The 14,547-nt window shown below is 72.3% G+C and carries 12 protein-coding genes and 1 riboswitch; of the genes, 6 read left to right on the top strand and 6 right to left on the bottom strand.

What is annotated here, in order from left to right; all coding sequences use genetic code 11:
- Nucleotides 1-90: 90 nt before the first annotated feature.
- On the top strand, nt 91-282 hold the full coding sequence (locus BS80_RS03635; RefSeq protein WP_035792462.1) for a YegP family protein: 192 nt from the start codon (nt 91-93) through the stop codon (nt 280-282).
- An 81-nt stretch (nt 283-363) separates the two neighbouring features.
- The gene (locus BS80_RS03640) at nt 364-1,230 is read left to right on the top strand and encodes a PhzF family phenazine biosynthesis protein (RefSeq protein WP_035792463.1); all 867 of its coding nucleotides are present in this window, start codon (nt 364-366) and stop codon (nt 1,228-1,230) included.
- A gap of 25 nt (nt 1,231-1,255) precedes the next feature.
- On the opposite strand, the gene BS80_RS03645 is transcribed toward BS80_RS03640, so the two are convergent.
- Together BS80_RS03645 and BS80_RS03650 are read right to left on the bottom strand one after the other, a co-directional pair.
- The gene (locus BS80_RS03645; RefSeq protein ID WP_408607333.1) at nt 1,256-2,059 is read right to left on the bottom strand and encodes a CPBP family intramembrane glutamic endopeptidase; all 804 of its coding nucleotides are present in this window, start codon (nt 2,057-2,059) and stop codon (nt 1,256-1,258) included.
- Nucleotides 2,060-2,125: 66 nt separating this feature from the next.
- On the bottom strand, nt 2,126-3,628 hold the full coding sequence (locus BS80_RS03650) for a glutamate--cysteine ligase family protein (RefSeq protein WP_035792464.1): 1,503 nt from the start codon (nt 3,626-3,628) through the stop codon (nt 2,126-2,128).
- Between the two features lie 348 nt (nt 3,629-3,976).
- On the opposite strand from BS80_RS03650, the gene BS80_RS03655 reads away from it, so the two are divergent.
- Both BS80_RS03655 and BS80_RS03660 read left to right on the top strand, forming a co-directional pair.
- Nucleotides 3,977-4,570, top strand: coding sequence for a hypothetical protein (locus BS80_RS03655; protein ID WP_035792466.1), 594 nt, complete (start codon nt 3,977-3,979; stop codon nt 4,568-4,570).
- 353 nt (nt 4,571-4,923) lie between these two features.
- Nucleotides 4,924-5,115, top strand: a complete 192-nt coding sequence (locus BS80_RS03660) for a DUF5999 family protein (protein ID WP_035792468.1) — start codon at nt 4,924-4,926, stop codon at nt 5,113-5,115.
- Nucleotides 5,116-5,205: 90 nt separating this feature from the next.
- Here BS80_RS03660 and gcvP read toward each other — a convergent pair whose 3' ends face one another.
- Nucleotides 5,206-8,106, bottom strand: coding sequence for an aminomethyl-transferring glycine dehydrogenase (gene gcvP, locus BS80_RS03665; protein ID WP_035792472.1), 2,901 nt, complete (start codon nt 8,104-8,106; stop codon nt 5,206-5,208).
- Nucleotides 8,107-8,339: 233 nt separating this feature from the next.
- Nucleotides 8,340-8,445: riboswitch (glycine riboswitch) on the bottom strand.
- A gap of 171 nt (nt 8,446-8,616) precedes the next feature.
- Between gcvP and BS80_RS38485 the strand changes: the two genes are divergently transcribed.
- Nucleotides 8,617-9,648: a PRC and DUF2382 domain-containing protein gene (locus BS80_RS38485; RefSeq protein WP_063771875.1), complete on the top strand. Its 1,032-nt coding sequence runs from the start codon at nt 8,617-8,619 to the stop codon at nt 9,646-9,648.
- Between the two features lie 182 nt (nt 9,649-9,830).
- Nucleotides 9,831-11,309 carry an MFS transporter gene (locus BS80_RS03675; protein ID WP_035792474.1) on the top strand — a complete coding sequence of 493 codons (1,479 nt, stop codon included), beginning with the start codon at nt 9,831-9,833 and terminating at the stop codon, nt 11,307-11,309.
- Nucleotides 11,310-11,454: 145 nt separating this feature from the next.
- Here the strand turns inward: BS80_RS03675 and BS80_RS03680 are convergent, their stop codons facing one another.
- The 3 genes from BS80_RS03680 to BS80_RS03690 all read right to left on the bottom strand — a co-directional run bounded on the left by BS80_RS03680 (nt 11,455) and on the right by BS80_RS03690 (nt 14,389).
- Complete coding sequence (locus BS80_RS03680; RefSeq protein WP_035792476.1) at nt 11,455-12,861, bottom strand: DNA polymerase IV; 1,407 nt, start codon at nt 12,859-12,861, stop codon at nt 11,455-11,457.
- 36 nt (nt 12,862-12,897) lie between these two features.
- On the bottom strand, nt 12,898-13,581 hold the full coding sequence (locus BS80_RS03685) for a SanA/YdcF family protein (protein WP_083974153.1): 684 nt from the start codon (nt 13,579-13,581) through the stop codon (nt 12,898-12,900).
- Between the two features lie 124 nt (nt 13,582-13,705).
- The gene (locus BS80_RS03690; protein ID WP_035792479.1) at nt 13,706-14,389 is read right to left on the bottom strand and encodes a MerR family transcriptional regulator; all 684 of its coding nucleotides are present in this window, start codon (nt 14,387-14,389) and stop codon (nt 13,706-13,708) included.
- Nucleotides 14,390-14,547 lie beyond the last annotated feature (158 nt).

Here is a 14,547-nt window from a genome sequence, read left to right on the forward strand (position 1 = left end):
ACCCTGACGCCCCGCCCGGCATGCGGCGGCCCGCCGCCCGACCTACGGTGCGTCAGGAGGGGGCTGACCCAGTACGAGAGGTGAATCTCCATGGCAGGGAAGTTCGAGCTCTACACCGACGAGAGCGGCATGCACCGGTTCCGGCTCAAGGCGAGCAACGGAGCCGTCGTCGTGGTCGGCGATGCGCACGAAACCAAGGAGCAGTTGCTGAAGAACATCGAGTCGCTGCGCAAGCTCGCGCCCTACGCGGAGGTCCGCGAGGCGGCAGCCGCTCAGGGCTGAGCCGTACACGGCGGTGGGGAGTGGTCGGTCGACCGCTCCCCACCGCCGTACCGGCGTTCCCCAGCGGTCTAAGCTCGCGGAATGCGGATCAAAATCATCGACGCGTTCACCGAGCGCCCCTTCGCCGGGAACCCGGCCGCCGTCTGCCTGCTCGAAGGCCCGGACTGGCCGGCCGAGCGGTGGATGCGTCAGGTGGCCCGCGAGATGAACCTGTCGGAGACCGCGTTCGTCCGCCCGCTGCCGGCCGAGGAGGTCGTCCGGGCCGGGGCCGAGTGGGCGCTGCGCTGGTTCACGCCCGTCACCGAGGTCCCGCTCTGCGGCCACGGCACGCTGGCCACCGCGCACGCGCTGCGCACCGAGGGCTTGATCGACGACGGACCGGCCCGGTTCAGCACGCTCAGCGGGGTACTGACCGCCGCCACCCGGACGGACGGCACGATCTGCCTGGACTTCCCCGCCGCGACCCTGCAGTCCGTCGAGATCCCCGCCGGCCTGGAGGAGGCGCTCGGCACCCGGGTCGTCGGCTGCTGGACCACCGGAGCGCTGGACGTCCTGGTGGCGCTGCTGCGCAGCGAGCACTCCGTACGCGGCCTCTCCCCCGACCTGGCCGCCGTCACCTGCCAGGACGCCCGCGGCGTGGTGGTCACCGCCCAGGCCGAGGACGCCTCGGACGGCTACGACTTCGTCTCCCGCTACTTCGCGCCGGCGGCCGGCGTGGCCGAGGACCCGGTCACCGGCAGCGCCCACACCGCGCTGGCCCCGCTCTGGGCCGAGCGCCTGGACCGCCCCGACGGTGTGCTGACCGGCTACCAGGCCTCCCCGCGCGGCGGCCTGATCCGCTGCGAGCTGCGCACGAACGGGATCCCGCCGGCCGAGGGCCGCGGCAGGGTGCTGCTCTCCGGCCACGCCGTCACCGTGCTGGACGGGACGCTCCACAGCACCCCGTGAGCCGGACGCGGCGCACCGGGCTCCGTCAGCCGGTCGGCAGCCAGCTGACGTGCCCGGCCAGCAGCACGTAGCCGACGAAGGCCACGGTGTCGATCAGCGCGTGCGCCACCACCAGCGGCATCACCCGCCCCCAACGGCGGTACAGCAGGCAGAACACCGCGCCCATCACCATGTTGCCGACGAGCCCGCCGACTCCCTGGTAGAGGTGGTACGACCCGCGCAGCACCGAGCTGGCGGCCACCGTGGCGGGCCACCCCCAGCCGCGCTGGCCGAGCCGGCGGACCAGGTAGCCGAGGACGACCACCTCCTCCAGCACCGCGTTCTGGCAGGCCGAGGCGATCAGCACCGGGATCCGCCACCAGACGTCCGGCAGGCCGGACGGAACGACGGTGAGGTTGAAGCCCGCCGCGCGCGAGCCCAGGTAGAGCGCGAGCCCCGAGCCGCCGATCGCGGCGGCCACCATCGCCCCCCGGCCGAGGTCGGAGAGCTTGCGGCGCAGGTCGAAGCCGAGCACCCGCAGCGAGCTGCCCTCGCGCACCAGCAGGTACCCGACCAGGACCACCGGCATCAGGCCGCGTCCGACGTAGTACAGCTGCCAGGCCAGGTCGATCCACGGCCGGCCGGGCGCGAGGGAGGAGTTGAGCGGCGCGATCTGCTGCCCGAGCGAGACCGTCCGGGTCACCGAGTCGACGAAGCTGATCACGGCGCTGAGCCCGCTGGCGCCGAGCGAGAGCCCGAGGACGATCAGCAGCTCCACCCCGAGCAGTTTGCGGGTGAGGGGCGGGGACGGCTGGGCGTCCGCAGGCTGCTCGGTCGGTGCGATCATCATGGCCGATGATCCTGCCATAGGACGATGAGGCGACCCGGGAAGAGGCCGCTCAACAGGCTCGCGAAGTCAGGCCACCGGCCAGCTGTGGACGGGTTCCCCCGTGCGCATGTACTCCATGTAGCGACGGGTCATGGTGGCCAGCGCCGCGCCGCGGTCCATCCCGTACCGCTCGCGCAGCTGGTGGACGGTGGCCGCCTGCCAGGAGGCGCCGTTGGTGCGGCGCAGGCAGCGCTGCTCGATGATGCCGAGGTAGCGGTCCCGGTCGGACGGCTGCACGCCCCACTCGTCCAGGCCCTGCTGAGCCAGCGGCAGCAGCTCGCCGAGCACCAGGTCGACCACCGGCACCTCGGTCAGCGCCCCGCGCCCCGCGCGTCCCTGCTTCGGCCAGGCCAGTACGGCGTCGATGCCGTAGCGGGCCGCGGTGTCGAAGTTGCGGGCCGCCCGGTCGAACGGCAGCCGGCTCCAGATCGGCCGGGGTTGTTCACCGAGCGCCCGGACCAGCCCGTAGTAGAAGGCGGCGTTGGCCAGCGTGTCGGCGACCGTGGGGCCGGCCGGCAGGCAGCGGTTCTCCACCCGCAGGTGCGCCACTCCGTCGGCCACGTCGTAGACCGGGCGGTTCCAGCGGTAGATGGTGCCGTTGTGCAGCCGCAGTTCGCCGAGCCGCGGGACCCCGCCGGAGGCCAGCACCTTGATCGGGTCCTCGTCGTCGCAGATCGGCAGCAGCGCCGGGAAGTAGCGCAGGTTCTCGGCGAACAGTTCGAGCGGGGTGTCCACCCAGCGCTCGCCGAACCAGGTGATCGGGCGCACGCCCTGCGCCTTGAGCTCCGCCGAACGGGTGTCGCAGGCCTGCTGGAAGAGGACCGGACGGGTCTCCCGCCACAGCTCCCGGCCGAACAGGAACGGCGAGTTCGCCCCCAGGGCCACCTGGACGGAGGAGATCGCCTGGGCCGCGTTCCAGACCGAGGCGAACCGGTCGGGGGTGACCTGCAGGTGCAGCTGCAACGAGGTGGCCGCAGCCTCCGCCACCATCGACACGGAGTCCAGCACCAGGTGCTCGACCCCCTCGATGTCCAGCGCGATGTCCTCGCCGCGGGCGGCCATGATCTGGTCGCTGAGCAGGCTGTACCGGTTGTTGTGGGACATCGCGTCCAGGCCGGTGTGCTCGACGCCCAGCGTCGGCAGCACGCCCACCATGACGATCCGGGCGCCGGCCTCGGCGGCCTGCCGGTCGGCGTAGCGCAGCCCGGTGTCGATCTCCTCGCGCAGCTCCTCGAAGACGTGCCCGGTCAGCCGGTGCGGGGCGATGTTGACCTCGATGTTGAACTGGCCCAGCTCGGTCTGGAAGTCGCTCGAACCGATCGCCGAGAGCACCTGGTCGTTGCGCATCACCGGTAAGCCCTGCTCGTCGGCCAGGTTGAGCTCGATCTCCAGGCCCATCATGGCCTTGGGACGGTCGAAACGGCCCTCCCTGAGCATGCGCTCCAGTGCCTCCAGACAGGACTGCAGCTTGCGTCGGTACTGCTGCCGGTCCGACAGGTCCGCGCGGCTCGCGACGACCTTCTCCCCCATGGGTGTGCCCTCCTCGGCCGGATCCACCGTGCATCCATCATGCCCACCCGGAAGATCGATACCCGATGCCACTGAATGCCGTGCGACACACGATGTCTGACGGTGCGTCAGCTAGTCCCCGACTTGCCGACCCCCACGGAAGGTGATAAACAGGTCACCCTGCGCACTTGTTCGAGTAGACTCCGCGCTGCAAGCCGATCCGGCCCCGAGCCGGCGCGGCTCCCCTGCGTGCCGCGGAGTCCGCTCCCGCGCCCAGCCACGCGATCACGCCCAACCGGACCCGGCCTTGTCGCGCCACGCCGGTATGCCGCATTCGCACGCCGATCTCGCACGGAGAGGCGACCCGCCATGACCCTGCAAACGCCCCAGCCCCCGCCCAGTGCCCTGCGTGCCGTTCTGGCCGCGCTGACCTCCGACGCCGCCCTGCGGCAGTCGGGGGCCGGACCGCTGCGCAGTCCCACCGGCCCCCTGCTGCCGGCCCACCCCCTGGCCGTGCACCAGCTGCCGCCCGGGGGTGGCAGTACGCGCGCGCTGGCCACGGCGCCGCGTACCGGGTGGCGGTTCCTGATCAAGCACGGGGGCGAGGTGGTGGCGGCGGCCGAGGTGGTACGGGCAGCCGAGGGCCATACGTTCTCGCACTTCGCGGCCGGTCCGTATCTGGACTCCACCGTCCAGGCGCTGTCGCAGGCATGGCAGCTGGCCCATCCGCTGCGCTCGCGGCACCAGCCGCGCCTGCTGTCGATGCCGGGCCACTACGCCACCGCGCTCTGGCTGCACTGCACCGACACCGATGCGGACGGCGACCTGCTGATCCCGCTCGCGCCGGCTCCCCTGGGCGTCACCGCCCACCGCGCCTACCCCGCCGCCGAGCTCCTCGGCCTGCTCGCCCGTCCCACCACGACCACCGTCTCGGCGCCGCTCGCGGCCGTCCCGGCGTTCTGACCCACCCCGCCGACTTGTCCCGCCGGGTGGACGGGACACCCGGACGGACTACCTCGCCCCACCCGGCCGGGCCACCGGCCGGGTGACCCGTTCGGCACCGGGCGCTCGCCGGAGCCATCTGAATGGGTGATCTCTGACCCAGAGTTGTGGCGCAAGTCACCAAACTGCTGCGGGACGGCCGCTGGATGCCGACACTGGGAACCAGCGTGGAAGGACCCCCTGTCCTACCCACAGAAGTGCCGACTCACACCTGGGCCGGCCGGACAGGATCCGATCATCGGCACGACACCTCGGCCCGGCGGGTCGCGGGGCCGCTGCGGGGGCGAGGATCGCGAACAGAGCGAGGTACGAAGATGTGCCAGCACCGACCTGAGTGCCCGTCGGCCGAGTCCGCCGACCGGGAAGCGGCCATCCCGGTCGCCCGCCACCCCGAGCAGGGCTGGAGCCTGCTCTGCAACGGCGTCCTGCTCTTCGAGGACACCGGCGAGCTGCTGCCGGACGGCCGGGTGATCGCCCCGCACCGCGCGTTGGCCATCGCCGCCTGAGCGCCCTCGGCAGCACCGGGGCCGGGACGGCCGGAGGCCCGGCAGCGGATCCACTCCGCTGCCGGGCCTCCGTCATGCCGACACCAGGACTCAGGCGTCGTACGCGTCCATCGGCGGGCAGGAGCAGACCAGGTTGCGGTCGCCGTACGCGCCGTCGATCCGGCTCACCGGCGGCCAGTACTTGTCCGCCGGGTTCACCCCTGCGGGGAAGACCGCCTCGGCGCGCGAGTAGGCGTGCTCCCAGTCGCCGGCCATCGTGGCGGCGGTGTGCGGCGCGTGGTGCAGCGGGTTGTCGACCGCGTCCCAGTCACCGGTGCCGACCTTCTCGATCTCCGCACGAATCTCGATCATCGCGGCGCAGAACCGGTCGATCTCGTGCAGGTCCTCGGACTCGGTGGGCTCGATCATCAGCGTGCCGGCCACCGGGAACGACATCGTCGGCGCGTGGAAGCCGTAGTCGATCAGGCGCTTGGCGATGTCGTCCACGGTCACGCCGGTCGCCTTGGTGAGCGGGCGCAGGTCGATGATGCACTCGTGCGCGACCAGTCCGCCGGGGCCGGTGTAGAGCACCGGGAAGGACGGCGCGAGGCGCTTTGCGATGTAGTTGGCGTTCAGCACGGCGACCTGGGTCGCGCGCTTGAGGCCCTCGCCACCCATCAGCCGGACATACGCCCAGGAGATCGGCAGGATCGCCGCCGAGCCCCACGGCGCCGCCGAGATCGGGCCGACGCCGGTGGCCGGGCCCGCCTCGCTCTGCAGCGGGTGGTTGGGCAGGTACGGCGCGAGGTGCGCGCGAACCGCGACCGGGCCGACGCCCGGGCCGCCGCCGCCGTGCGGGATGCAGAAGGTCTTGTGCAGGTTCAGGTGCGAGACGTCCGCCCCGAACTTGCCCGGCTTGGCGAGGCCGACCAGCGCGTTCAGGTTGGCGCCGTCCACGTAGACCTGGCCGCCGGCCTCGTGCACGGCGGCACAGATGTCGGTGATCTGGGTCTCGAAGACACCGTGCGTGGACGGGTAGGTGACCATCAGGACCGCGAGCTGGTCGCGGTGCTGCTCGATCTTGGCCTGCAGGTCCTCGACGTCCACGTCACCGTCGGTCAGCGTCTTGACCACGACCACCCGCATGCCGGCCATCGCGGCGGAGGCCGCGTTGGTGCCGTGCGCCGAGGCCGGGATCAGGCAGACGTCACGCTGGGTGTCGCCGTTGGCGTGGTGGTAGGCGCGCACCGCCAGCAGGCCGGCCAGCTCGCCCTGCGAACCGGCGTTCGGCTGGATGGACACGGCGTCGTAGCCGGTCACCTCGACGAGCTGCTGCTCCAGCTGGCGGATCAGGGTCAGGTAGCCCTGGGCCTGCTCGATCGGGGCGAAGGGGTGCAGCTGGCCGAACTCCGGCCAGGTGACCGCCTCCATCTCGGTGGTGGCGTTGAGCTTCATGGTGCACGAGCCCAGCGGGATCATGCCGCGGTCCAGCGCGTAGTCCCGGTCCGAGAGGCGGCGCAGGTAGCGCAGCATCGCGGTCTCCGAACGGTGGCTGTGGAAGACCGGGTGGGTCAGGTACTCGTCCTCGCGCAGCAGCCCGGCGGGCAGCGCGTCGGCGACCTCGGCCACCTCGGCGCCGATGACGCCGAACGCGGTCCAGACCGTCTCCAGGTGCTCGCGGGTGGTGGTCTCGTCGCAGGAGATCGAGACCAGGTCGTCGCCGTCCTGGTAGAGGTTCACGCCGGCCTCGCGGGCGGCGGCCACCACCTCGGCGGCGCGGCCCGCGACGCGGGCGGTGACGGTGTCGAAGAACTCGCCGTGCAGCAGCTCGACGCCGCCGGCGCGCAGGCCGGCCGCGAGGGCGGCGGCGTAGCGGTGGGTGCGGCGGGCGATGTCGGCCAGGCCGTCCGGGCCGTGGTAGACCGCGTACATCGAGGCCATCACCGCGAGCAGCACCTGAGCGGTACAGATGTTGCTGGTGGCCTTCTCGCGGCGGATGTGCTGCTCACGGGTCTGCAGCGCCAGCCGGTACGCGCGGTTGCCGTCGGCGTCGACCGAGACGCCGACCAGCCGACCGGGCAGGTTGCGGGCGTACTCGGCGCGCACGGCCAGGTAGCCGGCGTGCGGGCCGCCGAAGCCCATCGGGACGCCGAAGCGCTGCGAGGTGCCGCACGCGATGTCGGCGCCGAGCGAGCCGGGGGACTTCAGCAGGGTCAGCGCCAGCAGGTCGGCGGCGACCGCGACGACCGCGCCCAGGCCGTGGGCCTGTTCGATCACGGCGGTCAGGTCGCGCACCGCGCCCGAGGCACCGGGGTACTGGAGCAGCATGCCGAAGACGCCGCGCTCGGCGATCTCGGCCGGGATGCCGTCGGAGAGGTCGGCGACGACGACCTCGACACCGGTCGGCTCGGCGCGGGTCTGGATCACCGCGATGGTCTGCGGCAGCGTGTCGGCGTCGACCAGGAAGACGCCGCCCTTGACCTTGGTGACCCGACGGGCCAGCGCCATCGCCTCGGCGGCGGCCGTGCCCTCGTCCAGCAGGGAGGAGCCGGAGGTGGCCAGACCGGTCAGGTCGGAGACCACGGTCTGGAAGTTGAGCAGCGCCTCCAGGCGGCCCTGCGAGATCTCCGGCTGGTACGGCGTGTAGGCCGTGTACCAGGACGGGTTCTCCATGACGTTGCGCAGGATCACCGGCGGGGTGAACGTGCCGTAGTAGCCCAGGCCGATCATCGGCGTGAGCACCTGGTTGCGGCCGGCCAGCTCGCGCAGCTCGGCGAGCACCTGGGCCTCGCTGCGACCGGCCGGCAGGTCCAGGCCGGTGATGCTGCGGATCGCCTCGGGCACGGCGGCGGCGGAGAGGTCGTCGAGCGAGCTGTAGCCCACGTGCGCCAGCATCTTGGCCTGCGCGGCGCTGTCGGGGCCGATGTGGCGGGACTCGAACGGGCTGGCGAGTTCGAGCTCGGTGAGCGTCGCGGAGCTGTGGGGGCGACCGGCGGTCGGCTGGGCATTCATGGTGGTCGAGGCCTCCTGGTCACGGACCGGCGGGGGCACGCACGCCGGTAGGCCTTCGCCGCTGTGACAGCGGGTCGACCTGGGACGGACGAGCCCAACAGGCCTCCCCCTCTGTCATCGGGACCTGAGAGCTTCGCCCGCGCGGGGCTGCTGCCCCGTCGGCTTGCACCGTCGGTGAGGGTGGTGGCCGTCGGCTCCCTCGCCGGCGGTCCTGCCCTGCTTTCCAGAGTGACCTATCCCACACGGTACGGATGCCTGAGAGATTCCGGGGAGGAGTTGCTCCTTCGGCGCCCCGATCCCCTCACGTACGAGGGGCGAGGACTCTCCCGAGCGGGTTCGGCGGTCGCGCCCAGGGTACCAGCGGAGACCGGTTCGATCACCGGTTGGGTGATCGATGCCACTCACCCGGACGGCGCAGCCTGCGCCCGGACGGCGGCGCTCCGCTCGCTGCTGTCCGCTTCGTGCCTTTTGGTGTGAACGGAGGCCGCAGCAGCCCACAGGAGGAACAGCGTGCAGACCGACATCGACCCCCGAGACCTGATCGGGCACAAGGCCGTCGACCGCAACGGCGACAAGATCGGCACGGTGGACGAGGTCTACCTCGACGACGCGACCGGCGAACCGGAGTGGGCCGCCGTGCGGACCGGGATCTTCGGGCGGGACGCCTTCGTCCCGCTGACCACCAGCGAGTTCTCCGGCGAGGAACTGCGCGTCCCGTACGACAAGTCGCTGATCAAGGACTCGCCGGACTTCGGCGTGGGCCAGCACCTCTCGCCCGCGCAGGAGCTCCAGCTCTACCGCTACTACGGCCTGGACTCCCCCGGCGCCGACCGCTCGACGGCCGGCGACTCGGCGATGCACGGGCGCAAGAGCGACGACCTCGACTTCGGCTCGGTCACCACCGCGACGCCCACCCCGGCGCAGATGGCGGCCCCGATGGCCGCGGCCGCCGCCGCGACCACGACGGCCCGCCCGCTGGCGAACGCCACCTCGACCTCCACCGCCACCTCGGCCGCACCCCCGCAGCCCAGCAGCGCCCCGGTGGTCGCGCCGACGACGGTGGGCCTGGACAAGCCGGTGGGCACGAGCACCAAGGCGACCACACCGGACCCCGTGCACGCCGCCGCCCCGAAGAGCGGCGCGGCGCACGGCCAGGCGACCATGCCGCCGCCCGGCCCGGTCGAGCTGACGCTGCGCGAGGAGCGCCTGGAGATCACCAACGAGTGGCACGTGATCGGGACCGCCCGGCTGCGCAAGTACGTGGTCACCGAGGCGGTGGAGCGGCGGGTCCCGGTGGTCCGCGAGCGGGTCCGGGTGGAGCGGGTGCCGGTCGGCGAGGCCGAGCACGCCACCCTCTCCGAGCAGGAGATCGCCGAGGCGGTCGAGGAGGTCACGCTGCACGAGGAGCGTCCGACGGTGCGCAAGTTCGTCGCGCCGATGGAGCGGGTGCGGCTGATGGTCGAGCGGTACACCGAGGAAGAGGTGGTCCGCGACGAGCTCCGGCGCGAGCAGGTGGAGATCCACGACGGCAGCACCACGTAGCACCGCCGACGACGGCAACACGGCCCGGACCTGCACCGTCAGGTCCGGGCCGCTGCGCGTCCAAAAGATTCAGCCATCGATATTTGACATCATGAAACACTTCTCGGCATGGTTACTTCAGTTGATTGACTTTCACCAGCTTCAAGCAGCTCGCTCGAAGCGCACGCACTGGAGGATTCACCGTGAGTGAGGCACCACAGCCCACCGCGACGGCCGAGAAGCAGAGCAGCTCCCGGGTGCTCCCCGCCCTGGTACTGGCGATGCTGGCGTTCAGCGTGGTGCAGACGGCGGTCGTCCCGATCCTGCCGTCGCTGGCCCAGGAGCTGAACGTCCACGGCTCCACCATCACCTGGCTGATGACGGCCAACCTGCTCTCCGCCGCCGTCCTCACCCCGCTGCTCGGCCGCTTCGGCGACCTGCGCGGCCGCAAGCCGATGCTGCTGATCTCGCTCGGCGGTCTGGTGCTCGGCTCCGGCCTCGCCGTCAGCACCCACTCCTTCACCTGGCTCGTGGTCGCCCGCGTCCTGCAGGGCGCCGGCGGTGGCGTGCTGCCGCTGGCCATCAGCATCGTCCGCGACGAGCTGCCCAAGCAGAAGGTCACCGGCGGCGTCGCCGCGATCAGCGCCAGCATGGGCGTCGGCAGCGGCCTCGGCCTGGTCGCCACCGGCCTGCTGCTGGAGCACTGGAACTACAAGTCCATCTTCTGGATGGGCCTGATCTTCGGTCTGATCGCGCTCGCCCTGGTCGCCCTGCGCGTCCCCAAGGACCCGGTGGTCGACAAGGCCGGCGGCGCCGACCCGCTCGGCGCGATCACCCTCGCCGGCTGGCTCTCCGCGCTGCTGATCGCCGTCAGCCAGGGCAACGAGTGGGGCTGGACCTCCAACAAGACCCTCGGCCTGTTCGCCGTGGCCGCGGTGATCGCCCTGGTCTGGGGCATCATCGAGACCCGGGTCAGCCACCCGCTGGTCGACATGAAGATGATGGCCCGCCCGGCCGTGGCCTTCACCAACATCTCCGGCCTGCTCATCGGCTTCGGGATGTACGGCTCCTTCCTGGTGATCAGCAACTTCACCCAGACGCCCGAGAAGCTCGCGCACTACGGCTTCACCGCCACCGTGCTGCACGCCGGCATCATGCTGCTGCCCTCGGCCCTCGGTTCGATGGTCGCCGCACCGGTCGGCGCCCTGCTGATCGCCCGGCGCGGTCCGCGTCTGCCGCTGGTGCTCGGCGGCGTGTTCGGCTCGGCCTCGATGGTCTTCCTCGCCCTCCAGCACAGCCAGCAGTGGAACATCTACGCCGCGTCGGCGGTCTTCGGCCTCGGCGTGGGCATGGCCTACGCCGCGATGCCGGCCTACATCAACGGCGCCGTCCCGGTCGAGCAGAGCGGCATCGCCAACGGCATGAACGCTGTGCTGCGCACCGTCGGTGGCGCCATCGGCACCGCCGTGATGGGCGCGATCCTGACCGGCGACACCATGAAGCTGCCGATCCCGCTGCCCGTCCAGATCCCGACCCTGGACGCCTACAAGCACGCCTACTGGGTCGCTGCGGCCGTCTGCCTGGTCGCCGCCGCCGTCCCGTTCGCGATCCGCCAGATCCGCCCGGCCGCTCCGGCCGCGGGTCAGGCCACCAGCCCCGAGCTGGCCAAGACCGGCGCCTGACGAGGCGCCTTCACCCGCCGACCAAGGGATCGGGCGGCGGGCAAGCCGGCGGCGGCCCACGAGGGCATCGAGGGCCACCGCCGGACACTCGTACACAGTGGCGCCATCCGGACCTCCGGGTGGCGCCGCTGTGCTGTCCGGGGCGTCACCCCGGGCGCAGCGGCAGCGGCTCGGACGCCTCCAGCAGCGGGTCGTCCACCAGGAACGTCCGCACCCGCCCCGGCGGGCTGTCCGGCGTCTCGAACCGGACGGTCACCCGGCCCACGCCGCTGCCCTGCACCCAGCCGGGCCCGTACTCCTCGTGCGTGACGTCCTGGCCCGGCAGCCAGATCCGCCGCTCGGGCGCCGCCGAGAGCGGTGCGGCGGCCGGACCGTCCTCGGCCGGCTCCTCGTCGGCGTCCACCGCCGTCACCTCGGCCACCTCGGCCTCCGCCTCCGCCTCCGCCGCCTCGGCGGCCGCCTGCGCGAAGAGGTCCTCCTGGGTGAACTCGGCGAGCTGGGACACCCCGACCCCGAGCAGCCGGATCCCGCCCGTGATCTCGACCTGGGAGAGCAGCCGACGCGCCGTTTCGACGATCACCCGCTCGTCGTCCGTCGGTCCGCGCAGCGTCTCCGAGCGGGTCAGCGTGCTGAAGTCGAAGCGGCGGACCTTGACCACCACCGTGCGCCCCGAGCGCCCGGCAGCCCTCAGCCGGTGCACGCAGCGCACCGCCAGGACGTCGAGCTCGCGCAGCACCACGCCGCGGTCGGCCAGGTCGACCGCGAAGGTGTCCTCCACCGAGATCGACTTGGCGTCCCGGTCCGGCACCACCGCCCGGTCGTCCACCCCGTGCGCCATCAGCGAGACCCCGACCCCGTGCGCCTTGCCGAGCAGCTGGACCAGCTCCTTCTCCGGCAGGTCGGCGATGTCGGAGACGGTGTTCAGGCCCACCCGGCGCAGCGCCTGCTCGGTGGCCGGGCCCACGCCGGGCAGCGCCCGCACGGACATCGGGCCGAGCACCGTGCGCTCCTGCCCCGGCGTCACCAGCACCAGGCCGTCCGGCTTGGCCTCCTCCGAAGCGATCTTCGCCATCAGCTTGGAACCGGCCGCACCGACGGAGGCGGTCAGCCCGGTCCGCTCCTGGATGTCGGCGCGCAGGTCCTGGGCGATCGCCCGGATCAGCTCCGCGCCCTCGCCCGGCGCCGCCGCCGCCAGCGCGGGTCCGAACGGACCTGCCTCCAGGTCGACGTACGCCTCGTCCACGCTGAGCTGCTCGACCAGCGGCGAGAGCTCGCGGATCATGGCCATCACCTGCTCGCTCAGGCTGCGGTAGGCGACGAACCGTGGCACCAGGAAGGCCGCGTTCGGGCACAGCCGCCGCGCGGTGGCCATCGCCATGGCGGAGTGCACCCCAAAGACCCGCGCCTCGTAACTGCAGGTGGAGACCACACCCCGGCCGCCCAGACCGCCCACGATCACCGGCTTGCCGCGCAGGCTCGGCTTGGCCGCCTGCTCCACCGAGGCGAAGAAGGCGTCCATGTCGAGGTGGATGATGCTCGGCAGTGTCCGCACGAGGCGATCTTCTCGCACGGGTACGACAGCGGGCGCTCAGCTGCGCCGTGCCGCGTCCGCCAGGGCCAGCGCGACGCCGGGTTCGGGGTGGCCCAGCAGGGCCGGGTCGGGGTGGAGGAGCGCGTCCAGTGAGGCCTCGCCCGCCCCCGGAATCTCCCGCAGGTTGCCGTAGTACCAGGTGGCGTCGTGCGGCTCGGACGCCCCGACGGCGTAGGCGTCGATCCCCGCCGCCCGGCAGTCCGCCAACGCGCGCCGGAGGTGGAAGTCCTGGCTGACCAGCACCGCGTGCTCGACCCCGAAGATCCGCCGGGCCCGGGTGCAGGAGTCCCAGGTGTCGAAGCCCGCGTCGTCACGCACCACCCGCGCGGCGGGCACCCCGTGGGCCACCAGGTAGTCGTCCATCACGCCCGGCTCGTCGTAATCGGTCCGGCTGTTGTCACCCGTCACCAGGATCGCCTGGACCTTGTGCGCCCGGAAGAGCGCCAGGGCGGTGTCCAGCCGGTGCGCCAGATAGTCGGAGGGCACCCCGTTCACCTCCCCCGCGCCGAACACCACCGCCACCGGCTCGGCCGGTACGTCCGCGACGCCGCGGATCCGCCCCTGCTGCATGCAGTACAGCCAGGCGGTCGGTGCCAGCGCCAGCGCGCAGAACAGCACCAGCGCCTGGAACGCCCGCCGCTGTCCGCGCCGCCCGCCCGGTATCCGTAGCACCGCCCGCATACGTCCTCCCCCGAGGATCACGATGATCCACTCACCGGCCCGGACGACGCGCAGGCCCCGGGCGGTTCCGCCCGGGGCCTGCGCGAAGGGGTGTCCGACGGTGTCGGGCGGGAGGTGTGAGGTGTCAGACCGCCCGGTTGCGCCGCTGCGCCAGCTCGTCCGCCGGGTCGTGGCCGACCAGCGTCTCGCCGGTGTCGGTGCGCTCGGCGTGCAGCCGGCCCAGCATGCCGTCCAGCTCCTGCCAGACCGCGCCGACCGCGATACCGAAGACACCCTGACCGCCCTTCAGCAGGTCGACCACCTGCTGGGGCGAGGTGCACTCGTAGACTGTCGCGCCGTCACTCATCAGGGTCAGTCCGGCGAGGTCGGCGAGCTCGGTGGAGCGCAGATGGGTGACGGCCACTCGGATGTTCTGCAGTGAGACCCCGGTGTCCAACAGTCGCTTTACGATCTTGAGGACCAGGATGTCGCGGAAGCTGTAGAGCCGCTGCGCGCCCACCGGCCCGGCCGTCCGCACGCTCGGCTCCAACAGGCCGGTGCGCGCCCAGTAGTCCAGCTGACGATAGGTGATGCCGGCGGCGGTGCAGGCCGTCGGGCCGCGGTAGCCCAGCAGCGCGGACGACGGCGGGATCCGCTCGATCGCCGGCTGGCCGGCCTGGACCGCCGGGAAGCGGCCGACCCTCGGCAGCTCGGCCGGGGCCTCGGGTTCCGGCTGCTCCCAGGAGCGACCGATCACCGTACGGCTGCCGCGAGGCATGTGGAGGGCGCACGGGCCTCCCACGGCCGCCTCATCGCCGGTGCTGCTCATGCCAACCTCCGTCCACTCGTCCTCCGCCCGCACGGGAGCGCATCCCGGTAGGCCACCCCTGACGGTAGGCAGTCGTCCGAGACGCGTCAACGATCGCCACGCCGGGCTGGCGAAACCGTGTCACTCCGGAGAGTGGTTTCGCGTGCCCCCAGTGTGGG

Source organism: Kitasatospora mediocidica KCTC 9733, from assembly GCF_000744225.1.
GTDB lineage: Bacteria > Actinomycetota > Actinomycetes > Streptomycetales > Streptomycetaceae > Kitasatospora > Kitasatospora mediocidica.